Source organism: Acidimicrobiales bacterium (assembly GCA_041394185.1).
Taxonomy (GTDB): Bacteria; Actinomycetota; Acidimicrobiia; order Acidimicrobiales; family Poriferisodalaceae; genus JAAETH01.
The window spans coordinates 792,599-815,297 of sequence record JAWKIQ010000003.1 but is presented as its reverse complement, the minus strand read 5'-3'; the positions used below and the strand labels follow the sequence as shown (position 1 = coordinate 815,297).

25 protein-coding genes are annotated in these 22,699 nt (G+C 64.6%); 10 read left to right on the top strand and 15 right to left on the bottom strand.

The window, feature by feature from the left end; genetic code table 11:
- Window positions 1-79 precede the first annotated feature (79 nt).
- The 6 genes from R2770_17340 to R2770_17315 all read right to left on the bottom strand — a co-directional run bounded on the left by R2770_17340 (window position 80) and on the right by R2770_17315 (window position 4,893).
- Complete coding sequence (locus R2770_17340; GenBank protein ID MEZ5282228.1) at window positions 80-1,630, bottom strand: hypothetical protein; 1,551 nt, start codon at window positions 1,628-1,630, stop codon at window positions 80-82.
- Window positions 1,631-1,872: 242 nt separating this feature from the next.
- Entirely contained in the window at window positions 1,873-2,280 is a 408-nt protein-coding gene (locus tag R2770_17335; GenBank protein MEZ5282227.1) for a CBS domain-containing protein, read from the bottom strand.
- Window positions 2,281-2,303: 23 nt separating this feature from the next.
- Window positions 2,304-3,074: a sigma-70 family RNA polymerase sigma factor gene (locus tag R2770_17330; protein MEZ5282226.1), complete on the bottom strand. Its 771-nt coding sequence runs from the start codon at window positions 3,072-3,074 to the stop codon at window positions 2,304-2,306.
- Window positions 3,071-3,550: a thioredoxin family protein gene (locus R2770_17325; GenBank protein ID MEZ5282225.1), complete on the bottom strand. Its 480-nt coding sequence runs from the start codon at window positions 3,548-3,550 to the stop codon at window positions 3,071-3,073. The genes R2770_17330 and R2770_17325 overlap by 4 nt, the downstream gene beginning before the upstream one ends.
- A complete protein-coding gene (locus R2770_17320) occupies window positions 3,550-3,759 on the bottom strand; it encodes a DUF2892 domain-containing protein (GenBank protein ID MEZ5282224.1) in 210 nt (69 codons plus the stop codon). The genes R2770_17325 and R2770_17320 overlap by 1 nt, the downstream gene beginning before the upstream one ends.
- Before the next feature lie 87 nt (window positions 3,760-3,846).
- Complete coding sequence (locus R2770_17315) at window positions 3,847-4,893, bottom strand: GNAT family N-acetyltransferase (protein MEZ5282223.1); 1,047 nt, start codon at window positions 4,891-4,893, stop codon at window positions 3,847-3,849.
- 116 nt (window positions 4,894-5,009) lie between these two features.
- On the opposite strand from R2770_17315, the gene R2770_17310 reads away from it, so the two are divergent.
- Together R2770_17310 and R2770_17305 are read left to right on the top strand one after the other, a co-directional pair.
- The gene (locus R2770_17310) at window positions 5,010-5,744 is read left to right on the top strand and encodes an enoyl-CoA hydratase/isomerase family protein (GenBank protein ID MEZ5282222.1); all 735 of its coding nucleotides are present in this window, start codon (window positions 5,010-5,012) and stop codon (window positions 5,742-5,744) included.
- Between the two features lie 98 nt (window positions 5,745-5,842).
- Window positions 5,843-6,835 (top strand): DDE-type integrase/transposase/recombinase, encoded by a 993-nt coding sequence (locus R2770_17305; protein MEZ5282221.1) that lies wholly within the window; start codon window positions 5,843-5,845, stop codon window positions 6,833-6,835.
- A 49-nt stretch (window positions 6,836-6,884) separates the two neighbouring features.
- Here R2770_17305 and R2770_17300 read toward each other — a convergent pair whose 3' ends face one another.
- Window positions 6,885-8,081: an MFS transporter gene (locus R2770_17300; GenBank protein MEZ5282220.1), complete on the bottom strand. Its 1,197-nt coding sequence runs from the start codon at window positions 8,079-8,081 to the stop codon at window positions 6,885-6,887.
- Window positions 8,082-8,158: 77 nt separating this feature from the next.
- Between R2770_17300 and R2770_17295 the strand changes: the two genes are divergently transcribed.
- Window positions 8,159-9,283, top strand: coding sequence for an SRPBCC family protein (locus R2770_17295; GenBank protein MEZ5282219.1), 1,125 nt, complete (start codon window positions 8,159-8,161; stop codon window positions 9,281-9,283).
- Here R2770_17295 and R2770_17290 read toward each other — a convergent pair.
- Together R2770_17290 and R2770_17285 are read right to left on the bottom strand one after the other, a co-directional pair.
- On the bottom strand, window positions 9,270-9,860 hold the full coding sequence (locus R2770_17290; protein ID MEZ5282218.1) for a class I SAM-dependent methyltransferase: 591 nt from the start codon (window positions 9,858-9,860) through the stop codon (window positions 9,270-9,272). The two genes, R2770_17295 and R2770_17290, sit on opposite strands and share 14 nt — an antisense overlap.
- A 5-nt stretch (window positions 9,861-9,865) precedes the next feature.
- Window positions 9,866-10,369: a rhodanese-like domain-containing protein gene (locus tag R2770_17285; GenBank protein MEZ5282217.1), complete on the bottom strand. Its 504-nt coding sequence runs from the start codon at window positions 10,367-10,369 to the stop codon at window positions 9,866-9,868.
- Window positions 10,370-10,425: 56 nt separating this feature from the next.
- Between R2770_17285 and R2770_17280 the strand changes: the two genes are divergently transcribed.
- The 5 genes from R2770_17280 to R2770_17260 are packed head-to-tail and all read left to right on the top strand — an operon-like array spanning window position 10,426 to window position 14,237.
- The gene (locus R2770_17280; protein ID MEZ5282216.1) at window positions 10,426-12,210 is read left to right on the top strand and encodes a solute carrier family 26 protein; all 1,785 of its coding nucleotides are present in this window, start codon (window positions 10,426-10,428) and stop codon (window positions 12,208-12,210) included.
- Window positions 12,211-12,260: 50 nt separating this feature from the next.
- The gene (locus tag R2770_17275; GenBank protein ID MEZ5282215.1) at window positions 12,261-13,049 is read left to right on the top strand and encodes an alpha/beta hydrolase; all 789 of its coding nucleotides are present in this window, start codon (window positions 12,261-12,263) and stop codon (window positions 13,047-13,049) included.
- A gap of 54 nt (window positions 13,050-13,103) precedes the next feature.
- Window positions 13,104-13,583 carry a Dps family protein gene (locus R2770_17270; protein ID MEZ5282214.1) on the top strand — a complete coding sequence of 160 codons (480 nt, stop codon included), beginning with the start codon at window positions 13,104-13,106 and terminating at the stop codon, window positions 13,581-13,583.
- Entirely contained in the window at window positions 13,580-13,927 is a 348-nt protein-coding gene (locus R2770_17265) for a DUF429 domain-containing protein (GenBank protein ID MEZ5282213.1), read from the top strand. The genes R2770_17270 and R2770_17265 overlap by 4 nt, the downstream gene beginning before the upstream one ends.
- The gene (locus tag R2770_17260) at window positions 13,830-14,237 is read left to right on the top strand and encodes a DUF429 domain-containing protein (protein MEZ5282212.1); all 408 of its coding nucleotides are present in this window, start codon (window positions 13,830-13,832) and stop codon (window positions 14,235-14,237) included. Before R2770_17265 ends, R2770_17260 begins: the two co-directional genes overlap by 98 nt.
- Here the strand turns inward: R2770_17260 and R2770_17255 are convergent.
- Entirely contained in the window at window positions 14,234-15,379 is a 1,146-nt protein-coding gene (locus tag R2770_17255; protein ID MEZ5282211.1) for a CaiB/BaiF CoA-transferase family protein, read from the bottom strand. The two genes, R2770_17260 and R2770_17255, sit on opposite strands and share 4 nt — an antisense overlap.
- A 127-nt stretch (window positions 15,380-15,506) precedes the next feature.
- Between R2770_17255 and R2770_17250 the strand changes: the two genes are divergently transcribed.
- On the top strand, window positions 15,507-16,706 hold the full coding sequence (locus R2770_17250) for an FAD/NAD(P)-binding oxidoreductase (protein ID MEZ5282210.1): 1,200 nt from the start codon (window positions 15,507-15,509) through the stop codon (window positions 16,704-16,706).
- A 15-nt stretch (window positions 16,707-16,721) separates the two neighbouring features.
- Here R2770_17250 and R2770_17245 read toward each other — a convergent pair whose 3' ends face one another.
- From R2770_17245 to R2770_17235, 3 genes are all read right to left on the bottom strand, one after another.
- Window positions 16,722-17,462: a VOC family protein gene (locus R2770_17245; GenBank protein ID MEZ5282209.1), complete on the bottom strand. Its 741-nt coding sequence runs from the start codon at window positions 17,460-17,462 to the stop codon at window positions 16,722-16,724.
- A gap of 93 nt (window positions 17,463-17,555) precedes the next feature.
- Window positions 17,556-18,983, bottom strand: coding sequence for an FAD-binding oxidoreductase (locus tag R2770_17240; GenBank protein MEZ5282208.1), 1,428 nt, complete (start codon window positions 18,981-18,983; stop codon window positions 17,556-17,558).
- Between the two features lie 36 nt (window positions 18,984-19,019).
- The gene (locus R2770_17235; protein MEZ5282207.1) at window positions 19,020-19,610 is read right to left on the bottom strand and encodes a LysE family transporter; all 591 of its coding nucleotides are present in this window, start codon (window positions 19,608-19,610) and stop codon (window positions 19,020-19,022) included.
- 82 nt (window positions 19,611-19,692) lie between these two features.
- On the opposite strand from R2770_17235, the gene R2770_17230 reads away from it, so the two are divergent.
- Window positions 19,693-20,142, top strand: coding sequence for an Lrp/AsnC family transcriptional regulator (locus tag R2770_17230; GenBank protein ID MEZ5282206.1), 450 nt, complete (start codon window positions 19,693-19,695; stop codon window positions 20,140-20,142).
- On the opposite strand, the gene R2770_17225 is transcribed toward R2770_17230, so the two are convergent.
- A complete protein-coding gene (locus R2770_17225; GenBank protein ID MEZ5282205.1) occupies window positions 20,135-21,424 on the bottom strand; it encodes an aminotransferase class V-fold PLP-dependent enzyme in 1,290 nt (429 codons plus the stop codon). The genes R2770_17230 and R2770_17225 overlap by 8 nt on opposite strands.
- Complete coding sequence (locus R2770_17220) at window positions 21,421-22,632, bottom strand: hypothetical protein (GenBank protein MEZ5282204.1); 1,212 nt, start codon at window positions 22,630-22,632, stop codon at window positions 21,421-21,423. The genes R2770_17225 and R2770_17220 overlap by 4 nt, the downstream gene beginning before the upstream one ends.
- Window positions 22,633-22,699 lie beyond the last annotated feature (67 nt).

Genomic DNA, 22,699 nt, shown 5'->3' with positions numbered 1-22,699 from the left:
GTCCGTTCAATGAACCGACTCGGGCCCCGGCCTTGCGGCCAGGACCCGAGTCTGTACCTCGCTAGGGATTAATTCCAGCTCAGTCCATGTCCATGTCTTCGCTGATGTCGACGCTGTCGTCGATGACCATCTCGGATTCCTCGAGTGCCGTCGAGGTGCCGAAGTCGTCAGACACCGCCGATCCGTCGTCTGCGAAGGTCGAGTCTTCGATGACGGTGGTGTCGATATCGGTCTCGATATCTGTCGAGATATCGGTGTCAGTGTCGATGATCGTGTCGTTGTCCTCGATGGTGGTCGTGGTGGTGTCGTTGTCTTCGAGGGTGGTCGTGGTGGTGTCGTTGTCCTCGATGGTGGTGGTGGTGGTGTCGTTGTCCTCGTTGGTCGTTTCGACATCGGTCACCGTCTGATCGCCCTGAAGGTTCAGGTTCAGATCGTCACCGCTCGAGATGTCGCCGATCGACAGGTTGGTCTGGCTGCCGGCACCGGTGTTGACGTTGCCCTCTGAGTCGATGGCGTCGCCGCCGGCTGCCTGAGCGCCCTCGCCATTGGCGACGATGTTGCCGTCGCCCACGGTGGTGGGGCCGCTACCGCTGGTCTCTACCTGCGTCAGCTCCGATCCGTCGTCGGCGAAGGCCAGGTCGCCGCCGCCCGAGTCGAGGTCGTTGATCTCCGAACCGTTTGTGGCGAAGTTGGCATCGCTGCCGGTGTTGGTGATCATGTCACCGCCGACCTCACCAGTGTTCAGACCAGTTGCCTCGGCACCCTCGCCCAGCACGGCACCCTCGACGTCGCCGGTGACGGTGCCGCCGCTGACATCGCCCTGGACCACAGTCGAGTCCGTCACCTCGCCGGTGATCGCACCCTCGACCGAGCCGTCGGCGGCGATTGCGCCGTCCGTGGCGATCTGAGAGTCGGTGACATTGGCATCCTCGCCGAGCTGAACCGATCCGTCACCTGCGGTTTGGGTGGTGTTCTCGATCTCGAACTCTTCGGCGAACACGTCACCCTCGATCTCGACGCTGTTGTCGATCTCGGTGTCGCGGTCGTCGATGTTGTTGGTGGTGCTCTGGTCGACGTTGTTCGTGACGTTGGTGACGTAGTAGTTGATGGTCTGCGTGACCGCCTCGATCGGCGTCGCCGCCTCGACGACAGGTGGGGCGGGGGGAGGCGTCGGGGCTGCCGCAGCCGGGGCCGGAGCCGGGGCTGGGGCTGGGGCAGAGACAGGGCCGCTGGTCACCGGCGAAGCCGCTGTGCTGGCATCGACCTGGCTGACGCCGCCCACGTTGCCGCCGGCGACCGTGGTGTCTCCGGCGACCTCCTGGTTGATGACCGGGCCGGATTGCACCGTGGTGTCGGCGTTGGAAACGTCCTGGTCGGCCAGGGCCGTGGTGGCCGCAGCCTGTGCGGTGGCGCTGGTCGTGGAGGGAGCCAGCAGGCTCACCTGCTCAGGAGGAAGCTCTTCGCTCATCAGGGTGACCGCCTCGTGGAGGTCCTCGGGGGTCAGCTGGTCGAGGCCCTCGTCCTCGAGCATCTGCTGACGTCCTGCGTCGTCAGCCTCTGCCCACGCCTGCTGCTGGTCACCGAAGATGATGTTGTAAAGCTTGTCGAAGATCATGGTGTCAACCGCCATTTTCCTTCCTCTTTCTTCTTTCCCGGCCCTGTTCGCCGTGTCGTTTGTTGTTCACACCAACACTTCGTGGTGTGTGACATAAACGTATGAAGAAGTGAGGAGCCGTACATCGGGGACGATCCACGTTCGAGCACCCCAGATGCCACTGCGCGATCCCCTAGGGGATTAGGGGGGGAGGGGCCGCGACCATAGGGGACGCTCACAGCGGATCGGGGTCGGGCCCGAGCCGCGGGTCGCCGGGGCTAGGAACTGGAGACGATGAAGCGCGCCAGATCGGTTGTGGTGACGATTCCTGCCAGCTCGTCCCCATCGAGGACAACCACGGAGTGGAAACCTCCCTGGGCCAACACTTCAGCAGCGTCCTTGACCGTTGCCGTCGAGGGGATCGATCGCAGCTTCGAGGTCATGGCATCGTCGATCGAGTAGAAGTCGTCGATCGAGTTGCGCAGCGGCCCATCGAATTCGATGTCGAGCTCGTGCAACAACCGGACGATGTCGGTGGTCGACAGCATCCCGATGGGCTTGTCGTTCTCGGTGACGACGAGGTGGTGATACGGGGCCGACTCGAGCGCTCGGATGGCATCGGAGAGCGGGTCGGAGCGCTCGATCGTGGTCGGGTCGACGGTCATGATCTTGGTCACTGCTGTCATCGGCAGCGAGCCTAGGCCAAGGGTCAGGCCTTGCCGTGGAGCCGGGTGCGTATCCGTTCTTCGGTCTGAGGGTCGATGACGGTGTCGGGGTCGCGGAGCTTGCCGACGGCGGACTGCAAGCCCACCAAGGCCGCATAAAGGGGCGGACACGTGGGGCACACCCTCAGGTGCGACTCGATCAGATCAGCGGTGACAGCGTCGAGGTCACCGTTCATGTAGTCGCTGACGTGGGTTCTGGCGTCCCAGCAGTTCATGGGCACTCCTCGGGTGGCGGCGTCGCGGTCGGCGCCTGCGGCCAGAGCACTCACCATGGCCATACGCCCGCGTCTGAGCCTCTGTTTTGCTGCTGGTAGCGACACGTCTTGGATCTCGGCTATGTCGGCCACGCGCAGCCCCTCGATGTCGTGAAGTACCACGGCCGAGCGATAGATGAACGGCAACCGGACCAAAGCGTCCAGCAACTCGGCTCTGGTGGCGGCTCGTTCGACCACTTCGGCCGCATCGACCGTGTACGCATCGTCTGACCACGACCGCTCGATCGACTCGATCGACAGCTCGTCGGCGGGCACCTCGCGGCCGGCCCTGCGTCCCTTGTCGATGATGAGGTTGTGGGCTATGCGCATCAGCCAATGGCCCAAGGGGGCGTCCGAGCGATACTGCGCCCGGCGTTCGAGAGCTCTGACGATGGTGTCTTGGACGACATCGGCGGCCAGATCGGGGTCGCGCGTCACCCCGAGGGCATATCTGTACAACGGCTCGAGATGCTCGCTCAGCTCTGGCGCTTCGAAAGTCACCGGCGAGAACCCAGCCAGCCTCTGGCAAAGCCCGACAGTGCCCATAGACACAGTGCGCCGCCGATGGCCACCAGCGGCACGGTCGACATGATGATTCCGGCGCCCAGCAGCGCGGCGCCTGCCGCGCCGCGAATGGCGGTGAGTGACCCGGGCGGCGAAGTGTCGACCTTGCTTGCGGGGTCGGCTGCCGCCTCGAAGAGGCTCGCTATGGCGCTTGTGGTGTGAACCCCCACCAGCCGACCCGTCTCTTGGCCGTCGTTCAGCGCGATCAGCACCGGCACCGACTTCAGCCCGAATCGGTCGACCAGGTCGGGCGATTCGTCTACGCGCACCCGAACCAGCCTGGCCGCGTGGTCACGTTCTACCTCGGCCACAAGGGGTTCGATGGCCTTGCAGTTGTTGCACCACGGCGCCCAGGCCGACACGACCACAGGGCCGTCGTCGAGCTGGCCAGACGGTTCGCTCGACGTAGACATCAGGACTGGGAAGAGCCCTTGGCGGTGTTGATTCCCAGCATCGTGTACAGCGGGCAGAAACCTACGAGACCCGTGGCCAACGGAACGAGGCCCACGATTCCGAGGATCGTTCCGCCCGTGCCGCCGATAACGGCGAAGCCGACTATCGCCAGGACGATTCCCAGTACCACCCGAGCGATGCGATCTGCGCTGCCTTCATTGACCTTCATCTCAATCCTCCTCGATCGTCCTCGACGGGGTGTCGACGACTCGATGTCCAATAGACGATCCGACGATGCCCAGCGATACCCGATTTCTCAGATTTTTTCGTCGTACCCGGCCAGCGAACGAAGCTGGCCCCCAGAAACACGGCATGGCAGCCACTCGCGCATCACCTCGGCGCCCAGAGCTTCGTAGAAGCGGATCGATGGCTCGTTCCAGTCGAGCACCTGCCACTCGAGTCGGCCGTAGTCGCGCTCGACGGTGATCTCGGCCAATGCCGACAGCAAGGCCTTGCCTGCGCCGGTGCCTCGATGTTCGGGCAGGACGAACAGGTCCTCGAGGTATATCCCGGGCCTGCCCTTCCAGGTCGAGTAGCTCGGGTAGAACAGCGCAAACCCGATGGGCGTCGAGCGGGCCTCGGTGCCGAACTCGGCGATGAGGCACTCGAATGGAGGTCTGGGCGACTCGAGTTGTGTCCTCAGGCTCGCCGGTGTGGCTTCGACGGCGTCTGGTTCGCGTTCGTACACGGCCAGGCCCACGATGAACTGGTGAATCACCTCGGCATCAGCGGGACCTGCGGGCCTGATCATCAGACGGTCGGCCGAAGGCCCGGCGGCCAGCTCCACGATCGACTGGCAAACCTGCTCGACCGACCGGCCGGTCGTTTCGATCTGGATGAAGCGCCGATAGTGAGGGCCCCTTTCGGTCAGCAGTTGAGCGATGCGGGCTTCGTAATCGGTCCCCGAGAGAAGTGGCCTGGTGGAGCCGTCGGCTGCGACCCTGGCCGCGATGGCGTCTGGCGAAGCGCTCAGGCAATAGATCCGCGATGTCGGAGCCAAGGCCGCAACGTTCAGCGGGTCGAGCATCAGGCGACCTCCGGTGGCCACCACCAGCCGCGATCGCTTGGCCAGTTCGGATGCAACCTGTTGCTCGATCTTGCGAAATGTGGCTTCGCCGCGCTGCTCGAAGATGTCGGTGATGGGCCCGTGGAGGGCTTCGATCATCTGGTCGGTATCGACGAATTCGTATCCCAGTCGTTCGGCGACCAGGCGTCCCACCGTGGATTTGCCCGTGCCCATGAAGCCGGTGAGGACGATCTTGTCTGGTGTCATCAGCTCTACCGGGCGCACGAACTCTGTCACCACATACCTCTCTTGAACTGACGGCGAATCTAGCGGGTCCCCGAGCCGCCACTTGGCGCCGGCGCCCTCGATCGGCGAGGCTGGCGTCGCATTGCTAGAGCGGAAGAGGACGCACAATGGCGCCAAACCAGCTGGTCATTCGAGCCGACGCGGACGGGGTGGCGACGCTCACCCTCAATCGGCCCGACAAGCTCAACGCGCTGACGCCGGACTCGTTCGTCGAGTTGCGCGACCACCTGTCGGACATCGCAGGCGACCGAACGGTTGGTTGTGTGTTGCTCAAGGGCGCGGGCCGATCGTTTTGTGCCGGAAACGATCTCGATGCCATCGCCCGAGGCGAGCGAGGCCCATCGGCCAATTTCGAGTCGCTGACCGTCGAGGCCCTCGAGCACCTGCCCCAGCCGACCATCGCCATGATCCACGGGCATTGCTTCACGGGCGGTCTCGAACTGGCGTTGGGCTGCGACCTCTTGGTGGCGGCCGAATCGGCGCAGATCGCAGATACCCACGGGAAGTGGGGCCTGGTGCCCGTGTGGGGAATGACTGTGCGACTTCCCGAGCGTGTTGGCATCAGCGCAGCAAAACGTTTGATGTTCACCGGCCGGCGTGTCGACGGGCGTGAGGCGTTGGCCATGGGCCTCGTCGACTTCTGTGTCCCCGACGACGAGATCGAGCGGTTCACAGCCGAACTGGCCGGCGAGATCACGGCCAACTCGTGGGGCACCAACCGCATCGTCAAACAGTTGATCTCGGACCGTCAACAGCGAACCCGCACCGATGCGCTGGGTCACGAGCGCGTGCGGCCCTATGGGATGCCAGAAGACCGAGAAGAGCGCATGCGTCGAGGCTAGGGCTTGCTGTCCGGGGGTTGAGGTTGCAGGTCCCTCAGTCGAGGGGTCTGGTGATGGACTCTGTGGTTCCTTCCAGAGAACACAGGAGTCACATCACCATGGCCACCCCGACCGACATCATCTTCGCTCGCCGCGTGCGTTTGTTGGAACTCGCCGACGAGTTCGGCAACGTCTCTGAGGCGTGCCGGACGATGGGGATCTCCCGGACCCGCTACTACCAGTGGAAGAGGATCGCCGACGCGTACGGGCTCGAGGCGTTGATGCCCAAACAGCGCCGCCGTCCCCAACAACCGAATGAGACACCGACCCATGTGGTCGCGGACTTGTTGGCGGTCGTGGTGGTCGAGCCCACCATCGGGTGCCGCCAGCTCGCAGACCGCCTCGACGAGCTGGGCTATGAGATCTCCAAGTCCACCGTCCAGCGGATCCTGGTGGCCCACGGACTCGGCCAACGCCACCAACGTGTTGCCCGAGCCGCAGCGGTCGCCACGTTGGCTGGGCTGATCACCGAACCCGTCACCGAGCAGGCCGCTGAGCCGTTCGGGTTCTGCCACTGGGCCGCCCAACCAGGCGATCTGGTTGCTGTGGACAGCTTCTACATCGGGAACCTCAAAGGCGTCGGCAAGGTCTACCAACTCACCGCTGTGGACACCTGCACCCGGTGGGCCATCGTGAAATTGATCATCGGACCGGTCACCGCAGCCCACACCATCGCCTTCATCGACCACCTCCGCAAGGTCATGCGCCGATTGGGCATCCCGCTACGGAACGTACTGAGCGATAACGGGCCCGAATACGTGGCCCGAGCCTTCCAGGACCACCTCGCCGAAGTAGGGATCGGCCATGTCCGGATCCCACCACGCTCACCCAACCACAACGCCGTCGTGGAACGCTTCCAAGGCACCATGCTCCAAGAATGCTGGCGCCCCGCCTTCCACCGCCGCCGATTCACCTCACTGCGCCAGCTCCAAGCCGAAGCCGACACCTGGCTCACCCGCTACAACACCCGCCGCCGCAACCACAGCCACTACATGGCCGGCCGACGCCCCATCGACATCCTCGACAACCACCGAACCAACCAGGCAGCATGACCACCAACCACAGAGCCCATCTGCCACCTCGAACCCCGGACCGGAAGGGCTAGGGCCGCGGTGCAGACCGGCCGGCGGTGCGCAGTCTTGGGTGAACCCGCCACACCGAGCGGGCCAAGGCCATGCCGATGACGACCATCGCGACCATCACTGCGGCGGTCGTCAGGTACACAACCGCCCGACCGGCGGATTGATACAAGCCTCCGGCCACGGCGGCCATGGCCCCAGCGGCCAGCGCCTGTGCCGCGCCCAGCACGCCCTGGGCGCCCGCCTGCCGTTCCGGCGGCACCGTCAGGGCCACCGCGACCCCGCTGGTGGCGATGGTTATGCCGTCGGTCACCGCATGCACCATCGCGAACGTGAAGATCCAACCGCCCGACGGCAACAGTCCGTACGAACCCATGAACCCGGCGGCGAACAGCAGGCCGGCGGCGCCCAGCCGGAAAGGTCCCAGCTCCTGGGCCAGCCGGCCCCCGGTGGGTCCGAGGACGATGAGGGGAATGGCAAACAGCGAGATTCCCAGGTTGGCCATCCAGTCAGCGGTTCCGAGGTCGCTGTGTACGACATCCCACAAGGCGTCGAATGTTCCGATCATCAAGAACGCCGTGGCCCCCAGTACGACTGCCCCAGCGAAGGGTTTGATGGCCAGCAGGTCGAGCGCGAGCCGGTTGCCGGTGGGTTCGGCCACCTCGTCGACCTTGGCGCCGAACGTCAGTGCCACTACCGCCACCGAGGCCGCGGCGATTGCGATGAACGGAGCGGCCAGCCCGAAGGGTCCGACCAGCACCGCCGACACTGCGGGGCCCAGGGCGAAGCCGAACACGTCGGCCGATAGCAACCGACCCAGATTCCTGCCGAGGTTCGCCGGGTCGGCCAGCACGACGATGCGCCTGACAGCAGGGTTCGCTGCGCCGATCGCCAATCCCGATACCACGCGTCCGGCCAGGATGGTCGTCAGATCTTGACCGAATCCCATCATCAGGAGGCCCACTGCATTGAGGGCGACACCGGCTAGCACCAGGGTGCGGGCATGACCTCGGTCGCCGATGGGGGCGATGGTCATCTGCGAGACGAATCCGGCGAGGAAGCCGATGCCGATTATCCAGCCGATGGCGCTCTCGGAGATTCCATAGTTGTCGCGATAGTCGGCGACCACCGTGAACAAGACGCCATACCCAGCCGATAGGCAAGCCGACAGGGCACTGAAGCTGAACAGAAGTCGGTTGCCTACGGCGGGCTCGGTCACCAGGTGAGGCTAGGTGACCTCGGCGTTGCCGTCGGCCGATTTTTTCGCGGGACGAGTCGTGGCTACCTTCGTCTGCGATGGACGCGACCACACAGCTGGCCCTTTTGGCCAGAATCGATGCTCATCGCAAGGCTGGTCGCGGCACCGACACCGCCGATGCCGTCATGAGGGTGCCGGTCGATCACTACACGTCTGCGGTGCGCCTCGACCTCGAGAAGAAGGTGCTGCACTCGTCACCTGCCCTGGTCGGGTTGTCTGGTCTGGTGCCCGAGCCAGGTTCTTATGCCACGGTCGACATCGGGGATCGTTCTGTAGTGGTCACGCGCGATCGCCGTGGCGACGTGCACGCTCTGGCGAATGTATGTCGCCATCGCGGGGCCGAGGTCGCCCATGGTTGCGGCACCGCTCAGCGGCTGAGCTGCCCCTACCACGGTTGGGTGTACGACCTCGACGGCTCGGGAATCTCGCGCCGTCGCGACGAGTATTTCGACGGCGATGTCGAGTCGCTGGTCAAGCTGGCCTCGGTCGAGTCCGACGGGCTGATCTGGGTCAACCCCGAACCGGGTGGCGCGATAGGACCCGACCCTTCGCACGGCGCCGGCGTCGAACTCGCGCCATTCGGGCTCGAACGTTTCCAGCTGTTCGCGTCGACCAGCTTCACCCGGCCGCTCAACTGGAAGCTCGCTGTCGACACCTTCTGCGAGGCCTACCACCTCTCGAGCCTGCACAAGGCGACGCTTGCTCCGATGATCCACGACGACTTCGCGTTGTTCGATCCGTTTGGGTCACACGGGCGGATGATCGCCGTCAGACGATCGATAAGCGACCTCGACGGTCTCGACGACGCCGAGCGCTCGTTGATACCCCACGCGACGATTCTCTATTTCCTGGTGCCGAACACGGTCCTGATCTATCAACAGGACCACGTGCAGCTCTACCAGAGCCGACCGGGCAAGACCCCAGACGAGGCTCACCTCAGCGTCAACCTCTATGTGCCGCCGGATTCGGGGCGCTCAGATTCTCACTGGCAGAGAAACTTCGACCTGCTCGTCAGCGTCACCGACAGCGAAGACTTCGCCGCCGCCGCTGGTATTCAGCGCGGGTCGCACAGCGGTGCCCAACAAGAGTTCGTGTTCGGTCGCAACGAGCCTGCTTTGCAGCACTACCACCGATCGATCGACGCCCTCGTCAGCTCGGCTTGACGGCCACGACCTGTACGACCGCACCGTCGCCGGTGTGACCGGCACCCTCCACGACGGGCCGAACCAGCTCGACACCGTGCACGATATCGAGCCCTTCGAGTTCGTCGATCAGGCCCTGCAGGGTCATGGTCATCTCTGCCACCGGTGGGCCGCCCGTGCCACGCCCGATCTGGTCGGGCGTATAGGCCTCGAGCACCAGCGTGCCGCCAGGGCGCAAGGCATGGGTGACGCGCCTGTGTACGTCGCGTCGGATAGTTGGCGGGGTGTGGGCGAAGATCGACACGACGAGGTCCCAGCGGGCTTCACCGAGGTCGAAGGCCGCCAGATCGGCTACGTGGGTGCTCAAGGTGACGCCGCGTTGATCGGCCAGTGCTGTGGCCTTCGCCATCGCGACCGTGCTGAGGTCGACCGAGGTCACCGCGTGGCCCAGTTCGGCCAGATACACGCCATTGCGTCCCTCGCCGTCGGCCAGGCACAGCGCCGAGCCCGGCCTCAACGAATCCGCCTGCTGGCGCAGGAAGTCGTTGGGTGCGGTCCCGTAGACGTACTCGTCGACCGAATAGCGCTGGTCCCACATCGTCGTCAACCGCCGACCAGTTGTTGGCCCGCGCCGGCCCAGGAAACGATTCCGCCGTCGACATCGGCAACGTCTTCGAAGCCGAGTTCGGACATGATCGATCTGGTCTGGCCGCTGCGATTACCCGATCGGCAATAGATGAGGTACGGGGTGTCGCGATCGAGTTCGCCCAGCCGGTCGACGAAGTCAGAAGCGTAGAAGTCCAACTGGACAGCGCCCTCAACGTGGCCCTCGGCGAACTCCTCGGCCGTGCGGACGTCCAGAATCACCAGCCCTTCGGGTGGCGACGAGACGATGCCCGATGCTTCGTCCGGGCTCACGACACGTATCGAGGCCTGCGTCGTCGCCGAGCCGTCCTGGCCGATCTGGGCCGCTGTTGCGTCGCCGTCGCCCGCATCGGACGAACAGGCCGCGAGGATCAGCAAGGGCGCCACGGCGATGGCTGCGATTCGGCCTCGCCCAAGCGGTTGGCGGGTTCTTGTGGAGTTGTTGCGAGACGTCTTGCTCATGGTGGGGCAGTGTACAGCTATTGTCCTTCAGTACGAATGTACGTATATTTGCTCTTATGAATCGATTGAGCCGCATCGTTCCGGCCGCAGGATGGTTGTCCTCGTATCAGCGCGCCGACCTGCGTTCGGACCTGTCGGCGGGTGTGACCGTTGGTGCGATGCTGGTTCCCCAGGCCATGGCCTATGCGCTGTTGGCGGGCCTGCCGCCCGAGGTCGGGCTGTACGCGGCGACCATTCCGGTGATCGTCTATGCGCTGTTCGGCACCTCTCGGCAGCTTGCCGTGGGCCCCGTCGCAATCGTGTCGTTGTTGACCGCGTCGGCGTTGGCGCCCTTGGTCGAGGAGGGCACCTCGGGCTACGTGGCTGCGGCCTCGCTCCTGGCCCTGATGGTGGGGCTGATTCACATCGTGTTGGGTGTGGGGCGTCTGGGCTATGTGGTCAACTTCTTGTCGCACTCGGTCTTGGTCGGCTTCACTGCGGCGGCGGCCATCATCATCGGGTTCTCGCAGGCCAAACACATCCTTGGTATCTCGATCGACCGCACCGATCACTTCCACGAGACGGTTGGCGAGGTGGTGTCCAACGCTGGCAACACCAACAGCACCACGCTGGCCCTGGGCCTGGGTTCGATCCTGGTGTTGTGGGGAATCAAGCGTTACGCGAAGCGGATTCCGGGCGCCCTGGTGGTGGTCGTTGCATCGACTCTGGCGGTGCAAGTGTTCGACCTCCAGTCCAGAGGGGTGAAGGTCGTCGGCGACATTCCCGGCGGGCTTCCGGCCTTTGCGCTTCCCGAGTTCGAGGGATCGCTGATCGCCAACCTGTTTGTCACCGCGCTGGTCATAACCATGGTCGGGTTCATGGAGTCGATTGCCGTGGCGAAGGTCTACGCCAAGCGCAACCGCTATGAGGTCGAGCCCAACAGTGAACTGGTGGGGTTGGGTGCTGCGAACGTCGCGTCAGGGCTGTTCGGCGGCTACCCGGTCACCGGCGGCTTCTCGCGCACTGCTGTCAATGCCACAGCAGGAGCACGCACCCCGCTGGCGTCGCTGATCACTGCGGCGATTGTGCTGGCCACCATCGCCTTCTTCACGCCCCTTCTCGAATCTCTGCCGCAGGCCGCATTGGGTGCGATCATCGTGATGGCAGTGCTCGGCCTCATCGACGTCGGCGAGATGCGCCACATCGCGAAGGTGAAGCGCTCTGACCTCATCGGCCTGGGCGTGGCTTTTGTTGCCACGCTGGTGGTGGGCATCGAAATCGGAATCGGCGTGGCGGTGGTCGCCTCGATGCTCGTCGTATTCGCCCGCATGTCCATGCCTCACACCGCCGTGGTGGGGCATGTGGACGGCACCACCAGCTACCGGAACGTCGCCCGTTTTCCCGAGGCCAAGACCATCGACGGCATCGACATCGTGCGCGTCGACGCGGCGTTGTCGTTTGTGAACGCAACCCAGGTCAAGAAGCTTTTGTTGGGGCGTGCGGCTCAACTCGAGATCGCACCGCGGGCCTTGGTGCTGGATGCTTCGGGCGTCAACGACATCGACGCGACCGGTGTCGAGATGTTGTCCGAGGTGCTCCAAGAGGTCCAGGCGATGGGCGTCGACATGCACCTGACCGATGTCAAGGGCCCGGTGCGCGATGTTCTTCATCGGGCCGGCGTGTGGTCGCGGCTCGGGGATCGTGTTCATACGTCGACGCACGACGCTGTTGCCGCTATCACCGTCGGTTCGGCGATGGGTGCCGACCAGAGGGTGCGGGGCATCGATGAGAGGGCGGCCCCGTGTGCCAATGCCCCCGAGGGGTCCGGCGATGATCGAACGCCACACGAATTGCAGGTCTGACGATGTCACGGGTCGGTGCGTCTCGTCGGCGGCCATCTAGCATCGGCGCCATGGTCAAAGTCAACAGCGCTGACGGTGTCTCGATCTTCTACGAAGAGTTCGGCGGAGGTGAGGGCCCCGCAGCAGTGCTGGTCCACGGCATCACCGAGAGCTCGGCCACCTGGGGGCCGATCACAGGCCTTCTTGCAGAGTCGCGCCGGGTGGTCACCCTCGACCTCAGAGGACATGGACAATCGGGCATGGCAGACCGGTACGACCTCGAGGCCATGGCGGGCGATGTCGCCGCCGTGTGTGCAGACGCTGGGCTGGAGGCTCCCCACCTGGTCGGCCACTCGCTCGGCGGGGCGGTCGTCAGCGCGGTTGCCTCGGTGATGCCGGTCTCGTCGGTCGTGAACGTCGACCAGATGTTGAGCCTTGGATCGTTCAAAGACCAGCTGATGCCGGTCGAGCCCATGCTGCGCGACCCCGCAACCTTCCCGGCAGTCATCGAGGCCCTGTTCGCCCAGTTGGCCGGCGACGCCATCGACCCCGACGTGATGGCCGCAGTCAACTCAGCCCGGCGTCCGGTGCAAGAAGTGGTGCTGGGCGTCTGGGAGCTCATCTTCACCATGTCGGCCTCCGAGATCGACGCCGTCGTTGAGGGTGCTCTGGCCGGATTCGCCGGCCGCGATGTGCCCTACCTTTCCCTGTTCGGCGCAGACCCCGGCCCCGACTACGAGGGCTGGCTGAGGCGCTACATCGACGGTGCTGTCGTCGAGGTATGGCCCGACCTCGGCCACTACCCCCACCTCGTGTACCCCCACCGCTTTGTAGAACGCGTCGAGAGTTTCTGGTCCTGACAAGCGGCCTACCAAGTTCACATCCACCCGAATCACGAAGCAGGAGCAAAGGAAATGACCCAAACAACCGAGATCAACATCGGAATCGAGCAAGACGACCGGCTCGAAATCGTCGAGGGGCTGTCACGCCTGCTGGCCGACACCTACACGCTGTACCTGAAGACCCACAACTATCACTGGAACGTCGTGGGCCCCATGTTCAACACCCTGCACCTGATGTTCGAACAGCAGTACAACGAGCTGGCGCTGGCGGTCGATCTGATCGCCGAACGTATTCGTGCGCTGGGCGCCCCGGCTCCCGGAACCTACGCGCAGTACGCCCGACTGTCGTCGATAGCCGAAGACGATGGGGTGCCGGCGGCCACCGACATGATCGCCAATCTGGTAGCAGGCCAAGAGGCCGTGGTGCGCACCGCACGCTCGGTCTTCCCGGTTGTCGAATCGGCCGGCGACGAGGTGACCGCTGATCTGTTGACGCAACGTATGCAGATCCACGAGAAGACCGCCTGGATGTTGCGAAGCATGCTGGCGTGACCCTCGCCCTGGGCGTCGACGGCTTCGGGGCGAGATGGGTCGTCGCGGCCGTCGACGGTGACCAGCTGGCCGATGTCTGGGTCGTCGAGCGGCTCGACGAGCTTCCCACTGCACAGATAGTCGGGGTCGACATGTTCGTGGCCCTCGGCCGATCTGGTCCCCGCCAGGTCGACCGGTGGTGCCGGCGCGAGGTCGGCAAGCTGTCGTCGTCTGTGTTCAATGCGCCGCCCCGCCGGATCGTCACCGATAGCTCACTGCACACCTACGACGAGGTCCGCGGCACTCGACCCGTCATGGCCAGGTATCTCGCGCCAGACATGGGGACTCATTCCCAAGATTCGTGAGGTCAGGGCACTGGCCTTGGCGCGGCCTGGGCGTGTGTTCGAATGTCATCCCGAGGTCTGCTTCGCCCGTTTGTCGGGCAGCGCGCTGTCGCATCGCAAGCGCACTTGGGCAGGGCAGCGCCGCCGTTTCGAGATCCTTGACGCTGCCGGAATCGACTTGAGCGCGGCCGAGTTGCCCGAGGTCGCCGACTGCCCTGTCGATGACGTACTCGACGCAATCGTGGTGGCCCATGTCGCTGCCGGTTACTTGTCGGGCAGGTCGGCCCTCTTGCCACGAGGTGCAGGTGCTCGGGTGCTGGCGCCTGCCTAGGTGCCCGTGGCCGCCGGGGCGAACTCGGCGCGTATCTCCTCGGAGTGCTGTCCGACAGCGGGCACTTGGGGGGCCGAGCCGTGAGTCATGCCCACAAATCGCACGGGATGCGCGGGCAACGCGGCCGCGATTCCTGAGCTGCTGATTACTTCGCGTCTGCGCAGGGCTGCGTGCGACGAGAGGTCGTCGAGGTCGCTGACCGTGCCGAAGGCGATGGACGCAGACTGCAAGCGCCTCTGAAACTCGTCGCGTGACAGGGAAGAGATGATCTCGCCCAGACGAGATTCCAGCTCGGCCCGGTTCTGGACGCGAACCAGATTCGAGTCAAAGCGGGGGTCGACCGCCATGTCGGGCGCCTCCAAGACCTCGTTACAGAGCCGAACCCACTCGCGCTCGTTCTGGATGGAGATCAAGGTCAGCGTGCCCTCGCTCGTGGCGAATGCGCCGTAGGGCGCAATTGAGGGGTGCTTCAGGCCAACGCGCCGAGGTGGCGCGCCCGCTTCGTGCAATGCCAACGGCACGGTCATCCACTCGGCCATCACATCGAACAACGAGATTGCGATGCCGGTGCCGAGCCCGGTGATCGAGCGCGCCACCAGCGCCTCCAGAACGGCGGCGTGAGCGGTGACCCCGGTGCCGATGTCGCACAACGAGATACCGATCCTGCCCAGCTCGCCAGGTGGGCCCGATACCGAGATCACACCGCTCTCGGCCTGGACCAACAGGTCGTAGGCTCGCTTGGAGTCAAGGGGCGGTTCCTCGCCATAGCCGGAGATGTCGACCGTGATCAGCCGGGGATGTCGCTCGCGGAGCTGGGCCGACCCCAGTCCCCTTCGGGCCAGGGCTCCTGGGGCGAGGTTCTGCACGAACACATCGGCCGCTTCGAGCATCGACTCGACCACGGCCATGTCGTCGTCGCTGTCGAAGTCGAGCACCACCGACTCCTTGCCGTGGTTGGCCCACGCGAAGTACGTGCTGTCGCCCCCGACGGCCGCGTCGTAGCCGCGGGCGAAGTCACCGCCTGGGCGCTCGATCTTTATGACCCTGGCACCGGCATCTGCCAGTCGGGCCGTGCAAAGGGGTGCCGCTACGGCCTGTTCGACCGACACGACCAACAGGCCGCTCAGGGGATGGGTTTGCATCGCCTCGATGATATTGACAGCGCCGCGCTTGACCAGCCAGTACGAATGACCGTACATTTGCACAATCAGTTTGTCGCCCAGCCACAGACACGAGTGCTGGAGCGGCCCGAAACAGGGGTATGGGGGAATGACCAGCTCAACCAATCACAGGGTCGTCATCGTCGGCGGAGGTGCAGCCGGAATATCCGTGGCTGCGCGCCTGGCGCGAAAGACCGACGACATCGCCATCATCGATCCGGCCGACAAGCACTGGTATCAGGCCTATTTCACCCTTGTCGGCGGTGGGGCGGCGCCTCTCGAGAAGGCCGAACGCTCGCAGGCATCGGTCATGCCCAAGAAGGCGACATGGATCAAAGAAACCGTCGTTTCGTTCGATCCCGACAACAACCAGTTGACCACCGACCAGGGGCGCACGGTTGGTTATGAGGTTCTGGTCGTGTGCCCTGGTATTCAGCTCGACTGGGGCAAGATCCCCGGCGTCGAAGACACGTTGGGTTCCGATGGGGTCAGCTCGAACTATCTGCCCCACCTGGCACCCAAGACGTGGGAGTTCATCCAGAACACCAAGTCGGGAACCGCTGTGTTCACCATGCCGAGCGGGCCCATCAAGTGTGCGGGTGCTCCGCAGAAGATCGCCTACCTGGCAGCCGACCACTGGCGCAAGGAAGGTGTTCTCGACAACATCGATGTGCACCTGGTCCTGCCAACGCCGGGCATGTTCGGGGTGCCGGTGTTCTCCAAGGAGCTGGCCAAGGTTGCCGAGGGTTACGGCATCCAGGTTCACTTCGAGGCCGAACTGGCATCTGTGGACCCGTCCAGTCGCAAAGCCGAGTTCAAGTCGATGAAGGAGGGGGAGGCCGGCTTCTCGCTTCCGTACGACATGATGCACGTCGTGCCGCACCAGTCGGCTCCCGACTGGATCAAGGCCAGCCCGCTGTCGAACGACACACCCGCGGGCTATGTCGACATCGACCAGTACTCGATGCAGCACGTGAAGTACCCCAACGTCTTTGCCTTGGGCGATGCAGGCTCGTCGCCGAACTCCAAGACCGGAGCCGCGGCCCGAAAGCAGGCTCCGGTAGTGGCCAAGAACGTGCTGGCGAAACTCGACGGCAAGCAGCTCGACGCTCAGTACAAGGGTTATGCATCGTGCCCGCTGACCACCGCCTACGGCAAGATGCTGCTGGCCGAGTTCGACTACACCCTCGAGCACACGCCGTCGTTCCCGATCATCGACCTGACCAAGCCGCGCTCTGACATGTGGCTGCTGAAGAAGTACGGCCTGCCCTTCCTCTACTGGAACTTCATGATGAGGGGCATGCTGTAGGCGTCGGGGCAGCGCCTATTGGGCGGCGGGCTCGAGCACGCTGAAGATGCCACCGTGCGGGTCAGCCAGCACGGCGCAGGTGCCAACGCCAGGGATGGGGAACGGCGGCACGGCTGCGTGTCCGCCGAGTTCGCCGACCATGGCGGCCACGGCGGCGGCGTCTTGCACGGTGAAGTACACCGACCAGTTGTCGGGAACCTCGACCGGCATGTCTGGCATGCGCGACATGATGCCGCCCAGACCACCGTTGTCGCCCCCGGCGATCACGGTGTAGGTGCCTGCGTCGCCCATGTCCTGGTCTTCATAGGTCCAGCCGAACACGGCGCTGTAGAAGGCCTTGGCCGCTTCGACATCGCTGCTCATCAGCTCATTCCAGGACCAGGTGTTGGGGTCGTTGGCGACCTCGGAGCCGAAGTGATCGCCCGCTTGCCATACCGAGAAGGCGGCTCCGGTGGTGTCGGCGAAAACCGCCATGTGGCCGGCCTGCATGACCTGCATTGGCGCCATGAACACCGAACCGCCGGCTGCGGCGACCCGCTCGGCAGCCGCCGAACAGTCGTCGACCGCGATGTAGGTGTTCCAGATCGCTGGCACGCCCTCCATGCCCGGCGGTTGACCGCCCAAACCGGCGACGATCTTGCCGCCCAGCCGGAACTGGGCGTAGATCTTGTTGCCCTGGTCGTCGAACAATGCCTCGACGTCCCAGCCGAAGAGCTTGCTGTAGAACGCGCCAGATGCGTCGGTGTCTGGGCTCATGAGGTCGACCCAGCAGGGTGTGCCCGGTTGGTATGAGGTGAACTGTGGCATTGGATCCTCGCTTCTTGGCCTTTGTTGGCGTCCAGGCGAACGTTACTGGTGGGGTGGGACACCTGTCATTGGCACCACTTTGCCTGGGTTCATCAGGTCGTTGGGGTCGAGGGCCCGTTTGATGGCGCGCATCAGCTCCCATTCGATTTCGGGCTTCTGGGGGCCGATTCGGTCTATCAACTCGATGCCGATGCCGTGTTCGGCGCTGAGGCTGCCACGCAGTGACCATGTTGCTTCGTCTATTCGTCGTCGCAGTAGAGACCGGTTGGCGACGAAGTGGTCGACGGCGCTGTCGGCCACCGGCAGCACCCGCATGTGGATGTTGCCGTCGCCGACGTGGCCGAAGCCGTAGCAGACCGCACCTGGGGTCAGCTCGTCGGTGACCTCTTGAACCAGTTGGATGAACTCGCCGATCTTGTCCACCGGAACCACCGTGTCGAGCTTGATCGCGTGCTTCTGGTGGGCGTCGTAGCGCTCGGGCGGCAGTTCGTCGCGGATGAACCAGAGGGCGTCGTTGTGGGCGGCCGACTCGGCCACCACGGCGTCGAGGATCAGCCCCTGTGTAGCCGCCTGGTCCAACACGGTGAGGAGATCTTCTTGCACCGGCCTGGTGGAGGCCAGCTTCAGCAGCACGTAGTACTCGGCGCGGATGGCGATGGGTCTCGCGACCGAATAGTGCCTGCACACGAGTTCGACGCCGATGTCGGGAACCAGTTCGTATGCGGTCAGTTCGCTGCCGGTCAGGCGCCTGACCAGTTGGGTCAGGTCGCGCAAGCGGCCCAGCCCGTCGATTGCGGCGAAGGCCGATTGTGTGTGCGGGGTGGCGGGCACCAGGGACAGGACTGCTCGCGTGACCACGCCGAGAGTGCCCTCGGCTCCGATGAACAGCTGTTTGAGGTCGTACCCCGAGACGTCTTTGCGCAGCGATCTCAGGCCGTCCCAGACGGTTCCGTCGGCCAGCACCACTTCGAGTCCCAGGACGTGGCTGCGCATCGGGCCGTAGCGCAACACGTTGTTGCCGCCGGCGTTGGTCGAGATGCCGCCACCGATGGTGGCCGTGCCGCGCGCCCCCCAGTCGGGGGCGAACTGAAGGCCGTGCTCGGCCGCAGCAGTTTGGATCGCCTCGATAGTGACACCCGCCTGCACTGTCATGGTGGCTCCGTCGGGGTCGATCGATTCGATCCGATCGAGCCTGGCGGTCGAAAGCACGATCGACTCGTGATCTGGGCCCACCACCGTGCCGCCCGACAGGCCCGTATTGCCTCCCTGGGGCACCACCTTCACCCCATGTCGAGCACACGTGTCGACCACGGCTGCCACCTGGGCGACCGTGGTGGGTCGTACCACCGCAGCATCGGCCCACACGTAAGCGTGGCGAGGGTCTTCCAGGTACGACGCCGCGTCTTGGCCGTCGAGGTATCCGGCAGGATCGAGCAGTGACCGGAGCTCGGCGACGAAAGAACGATTCATCCGGCCGAGGCTAATGGCGGGGGGCTGTGGGGTCGCTCACCAGATCGACAAGCCCAAGGCCACAAAGACCAGTACGGCGCCGCTGGCGCGACCCATTCGAATGTGGGCCTGCGGCGACAGGCGTCGACCCAGGCGGCCGGCCAGCGCACCGAGCGAAGCGTGCCACGCCAGGCTCACCAACACGACGCCGCAGGCCAACGCGAGGCGGTCGGTCAGGGCCGAATCGGGTGACACCGGCGCGGCCACGATCAGGGCAATCCACGACACAAGGGTCGCGGGGTTGAACGAGGTGAGGGCGAACATCGCACGAGCTGGCCGCTTCAGCTCGCCGGCCAATCGGCCCAGCTCGGCGGGGCGCAACACCAGAGCCGCTCCCATACACGCCAGAACCGCCGCAGCCAATCGATCGAGTACCTCGAAGGTCGAGGCGCCGATCGCGGCTCCGGTTGTAACCAGCGCGATCGCGGCCAGGCCGGTCAATACGTCAGCGCCGACGACCCCCATTCCGGCCTTCACGCCGGCGGTGGGTCCGCCCTTGGTGCCGACTTGAACGATGGCGACCGATATCGGGCCTGGCGCGGCCACGGTCACCAGTCCCAGGAGCAGTCCGAGCGTCAACAAAGTCATGCGGAGATGATGAACGGTCCAACACCAAAGATGCGCTCGTGTCGGCGGCTCGAACGCTATGCACGCCGTATGATTTATGGCTATGGACGCTATAGACCGCAAGATCATCGGTGAGCTGATATCGGATGCAAGGATCTCCGTCACCGATCTGGCGGCACGCGTGCACCTGAGCGTCTCGGCTACCTCGGACAGATTGCGCCGCCTGACGGGCTCGGGGCTGGTGCGCAGGTTCACCATCGACATCGAGCCCTCTGCCGCCGGCCGGCCGATCGAAGCCGTCATCGACCTACGCCTGCCTCCGGATGTGGACCTAGCTCACCTGGAGGAGCGCTTGGCCGATCTCGAATCGATAGTCAACGCAGCCCACATGACCGGCTCGTTCGACATGCAGCTGAGGGTGGCGACGGCCGACATCGCCGAACTAGACGAACTCTTGACGACGCTGAAGGACGAACTGGGGGCCGTCGAAACGAACACCAGGCTGGTGTTGCGCACGGTCAACGGCTTTCCCAGGCCGGCTGCACTCAGGTGACCACCGACCGCTCTTCGGGATACTGCTGCCACACCCCGGACTCGACGATGCGCCTGATCCTGGCCACGGCCTCGTAGACGTCGACGTGGCCGATATAGAGCGGTGCGAGCCCCAGCCTCAGGTTGTCGGGGGCTCTGAAGTCGAGCAGTACCTTGCCCCGGTCTATGAGTGCCTGGCTCAGCTGCCACGCATTTGGGTGGGCGAGCGCAACGTGTGATCCCCTGACCGCTGGGTCCCGTGGCGTTTTCCACTGGAAACCCAGTGGGGCCAGGTCGCGGTCGTAGAGCCGCTCGGCCAGCGCCATCAACGAGACCGACACCTGCCTGATGCTGGCCATGCCAACTTCGGCGACCATCTCGATTCCTGGCTCGGCCGCTGCCAGCGACAGGATCGGCATGGTGCCCGCGTGGAAGCTTCGGATGCTTTCGGTCGGTCGGTAGGCCGTCTCGAAGTCGAAGGGTGCTGCGTGGCCCCACCAGCCACGAACCGGGTTGCTCAGGACCTTCTGCAGGCTCCGGTTGACGTAGATGAACGCGGGAGCACCCGGCCCGCCGTTCAGATACTTGTATGTGCACCCGACGGCCAGGTCGACACCGGCCGTCTCGACGCTGAAGTCGACCGAACCAACCGAGTGGCTCAGGTCCCACAAGACGATGGCGCCGGCCCGATGCGCGGCCGAGGTGATGGTCTCGAGGTCATATGTGAAGCCCGACTTGAAGGTCGTGTGCGACAAGCTGACCAATGCTGTGTTGTCGTCGAAAGCGGCGCAGAGAGCCTCGACGGGCCCGTGGATGCCATCGGACGCGATGATCTCGACGTCACAGCCACACGGTTCTGCCACCGAGTCGAGTACGTAATAGTCGGTGCCGAAGTTGAGGTCGTCGGTGACGATCTTGGTGCGACCGGGTCTGGCCCTCACCGCGGCCAAGGCCAGCTTGTGGAGGTTCACGGAGGTGCTGTCCGAGACGATCACTTCGCCCGACTCGGCGCCGATTATCTGGGCGATGGTTTCGCCCACCCGAAGCTGTAGGTCCCACCAGCCCTCGTTCCAGGAGCGGATCAGCCTGTTCGCCCATTGGTTGTGAACGGCGTGGTCGATGCGGGTGGCGGCGTCTACCGGAAGCCGACCCAGCGAGTTGCCCAGCAGGTAGATCTCGTCGGGGTCGTGATGAACGAAGCGCCCACGCCAGTCGGCCAGATCCGAGTTGCGGTCGGCGGTGGTGGCCTCGACCAATAATGGGTCGCGAGGTTTGTCGTCGTGGTTGGTAGATGATGAGGTCACCCGACGAGTTCTAGCGCAGCCAGGACCCACTCGGTCAGATCGCCGGTGATCTCGGATGGGTCCGGGAACTCGATCTCGATCAGGTCGGGGCTGAAGTCGAACAGTTCTATCCGTGTGTACATGGTGAACTCGAGATCTTCTGGCACCGTTTCGCCCGACTCCTCGGCGATGTTGCGCAGCATCGCGGTCATGTCGAACAGCATCGACTCGGAGCGCAGAAGGCCCTCGTCGTCGACGTCGAAGCCCAGCATGATCTCCAAGTCGAGCATCTCTTCCATCACCGATGCCATCATCGGGTCGTCTTCGAGTCCGGCGATGGCTGTGAACGATTCGAGTCCCTCGGCCGCCAGCAGGTTCCGCAGCGTCACCGTGCCCTCGTAGTGCGTCGTCGGAACTCCGCGAACCTCAGACGGCGTCGCGGTGCCTTCGATGAGGTCGGCCATCAGGGCCAGATCGAACCATTGGTCCACCGACGTCATTTGCTGACCCGAGATCTGGCTCATCACGTCTTCGGGCAACAGGTCGCCCGCCATCTCGACAACCTCTTCGGTCCTGATCTCGAGCCACCCATCGCCGAGCTGCGGCAGGCTCGGATTGGCCAGACCCGCCGCCACATCGGGGTGGGCGAACAGGGGAGACCGCAGGTATGCCACCGTGGCGTCGCCCTTCATCTCCATCACCAGGTCAGACGGATCGATTTCGCCGAGCTCGGCGAGCATGCTGTCGTCGAGCATCGCGCCCATGTCCATGCGCAAGTCGAACGCATCGCCGCTCTGAACGCCCTCCATCAGAGGTCGTTGGCCGCCCATGTAGAACGACTCGCCGTCGGCGGTCATGGCCATCTCCATGAACATGGCCATGCGCAGGGTCTGGACATCGCTGCGTTCGACGGCGGCCAGCAGCAGTGGTTCGGCGGCCGTTGCAGCCGGCCCGCCGCCGTTGCGGGCCGCGCTCCCTGCCTGCGTCGTCGTAGTTGTCGACGGCGCGGCGATCGTCGGCGGTGGGGCCGCTTGGGTGGTCGAGGTCACCTCGATGGTGGTCGTCGTGGTCGTGGGCGCGGGTACGGAAGTCGCAACAGGGCCAGAACCTGGGGTCGTGCCGTGCGCCGCCCCATTTGATCCACCAGAGCCACATCCGCCGGCGGCCAACGACAAGACAACCGCCACTGTCAGCGGTTTGATCAGGCGTCGCATTTCCCACTCTCCCATCGATCGGTCCAATTTCCTTCGGGAGGTTTGCGGCCAACCCTTAGGGAGTTGCACGATGATCGGCCGA

Excerpts from the sequence above, each read along its gene's own strand:
- R2770_17295 (MEZ5282219.1), top strand. The coding sequence starts at position 8,159 with ATGGACGCGACCACACAGCTGGCCCTTTTGGCCAGAATCGATGCTCAT.
- R2770_17235 (MEZ5282207.1), bottom strand. The coding sequence starts at position 19,610 with ATGACTTTGTTGACGCTCGGACTGCTCCTGGGACTGGTGACCGTGGCC.
- R2770_17320 (MEZ5282224.1), bottom strand. The coding sequence starts at position 3,759 with ATGAAGGTCAATGAAGGCAGCGCAGATCGCATCGCTCGGGTGGTACTG.
- R2770_17250 (MEZ5282210.1), top strand. The coding sequence starts at position 15,507 with ATGACCAGCTCAACCAATCACAGGGTCGTCATCGTCGGCGGAGGTGCA.
- R2770_17340 (MEZ5282228.1), bottom strand. The coding sequence starts at position 1,630 with ATGGCGGTTGACACCATGATCTTCGACAAGCTTTACAACATCATCTTC.
- R2770_17230 (MEZ5282206.1), top strand. The coding sequence starts at position 19,693 with ATGGACGCTATAGACCGCAAGATCATCGGTGAGCTGATATCGGATGCA.
- R2770_17220 (MEZ5282204.1), bottom strand. The coding sequence starts at position 22,632 with ATGGGAGAGTGGGAAATGCGACGCCTGATCAAACCGCTGACAGTGGCG.
- R2770_17325 (MEZ5282225.1), bottom strand. The coding sequence starts at position 3,550 with ATGTCTACGTCGAGCGAACCGTCTGGCCAGCTCGACGACGGCCCTGTG.
- R2770_17280 (MEZ5282216.1), top strand. The coding sequence starts at position 10,426 with ATGAATCGATTGAGCCGCATCGTTCCGGCCGCAGGATGGTTGTCCTCG.
- R2770_17335 (MEZ5282227.1), bottom strand. The coding sequence starts at position 2,280 with ATGACAGCAGTGACCAAGATCATGACCGTCGACCCGACCACGATCGAG.
- R2770_17305 (MEZ5282221.1), top strand. The coding sequence starts at position 5,843 with ATGGCCACCCCGACCGACATCATCTTCGCTCGCCGCGTGCGTTTGTTG.
- R2770_17290 (MEZ5282218.1), bottom strand. The coding sequence starts at position 9,860 with ATGTGGGACCAGCGCTATTCGGTCGACGAGTACGTCTACGGGACCGCA.
- R2770_17275 (MEZ5282215.1), top strand. The coding sequence starts at position 12,261 with ATGGTCAAAGTCAACAGCGCTGACGGTGTCTCGATCTTCTACGAAGAG.
- R2770_17285 (MEZ5282217.1), bottom strand. The coding sequence starts at position 10,369 with ATGAGCAAGACGTCTCGCAACAACTCCACAAGAACCCGCCAACCGCTT.
- R2770_17245 (MEZ5282209.1), bottom strand. The coding sequence starts at position 17,462 with ATGAGCCCAGACACCGACGCATCTGGCGCGTTCTACAGCAAGCTCTTC.
- R2770_17240 (MEZ5282208.1), bottom strand. The coding sequence starts at position 18,983 with ATGAATCGTTCTTTCGTCGCCGAGCTCCGGTCACTGCTCGATCCTGCC.
- R2770_17255 (MEZ5282211.1), bottom strand. The coding sequence starts at position 15,379 with ATGCAAACCCATCCCCTGAGCGGCCTGTTGGTCGTGTCGGTCGAACAG.
- R2770_17270 (MEZ5282214.1), top strand. The coding sequence starts at position 13,104 with ATGACCCAAACAACCGAGATCAACATCGGAATCGAGCAAGACGACCGG.
- R2770_17310 (MEZ5282222.1), top strand. The coding sequence starts at position 5,010 with ATGGCGCCAAACCAGCTGGTCATTCGAGCCGACGCGGACGGGGTGGCG.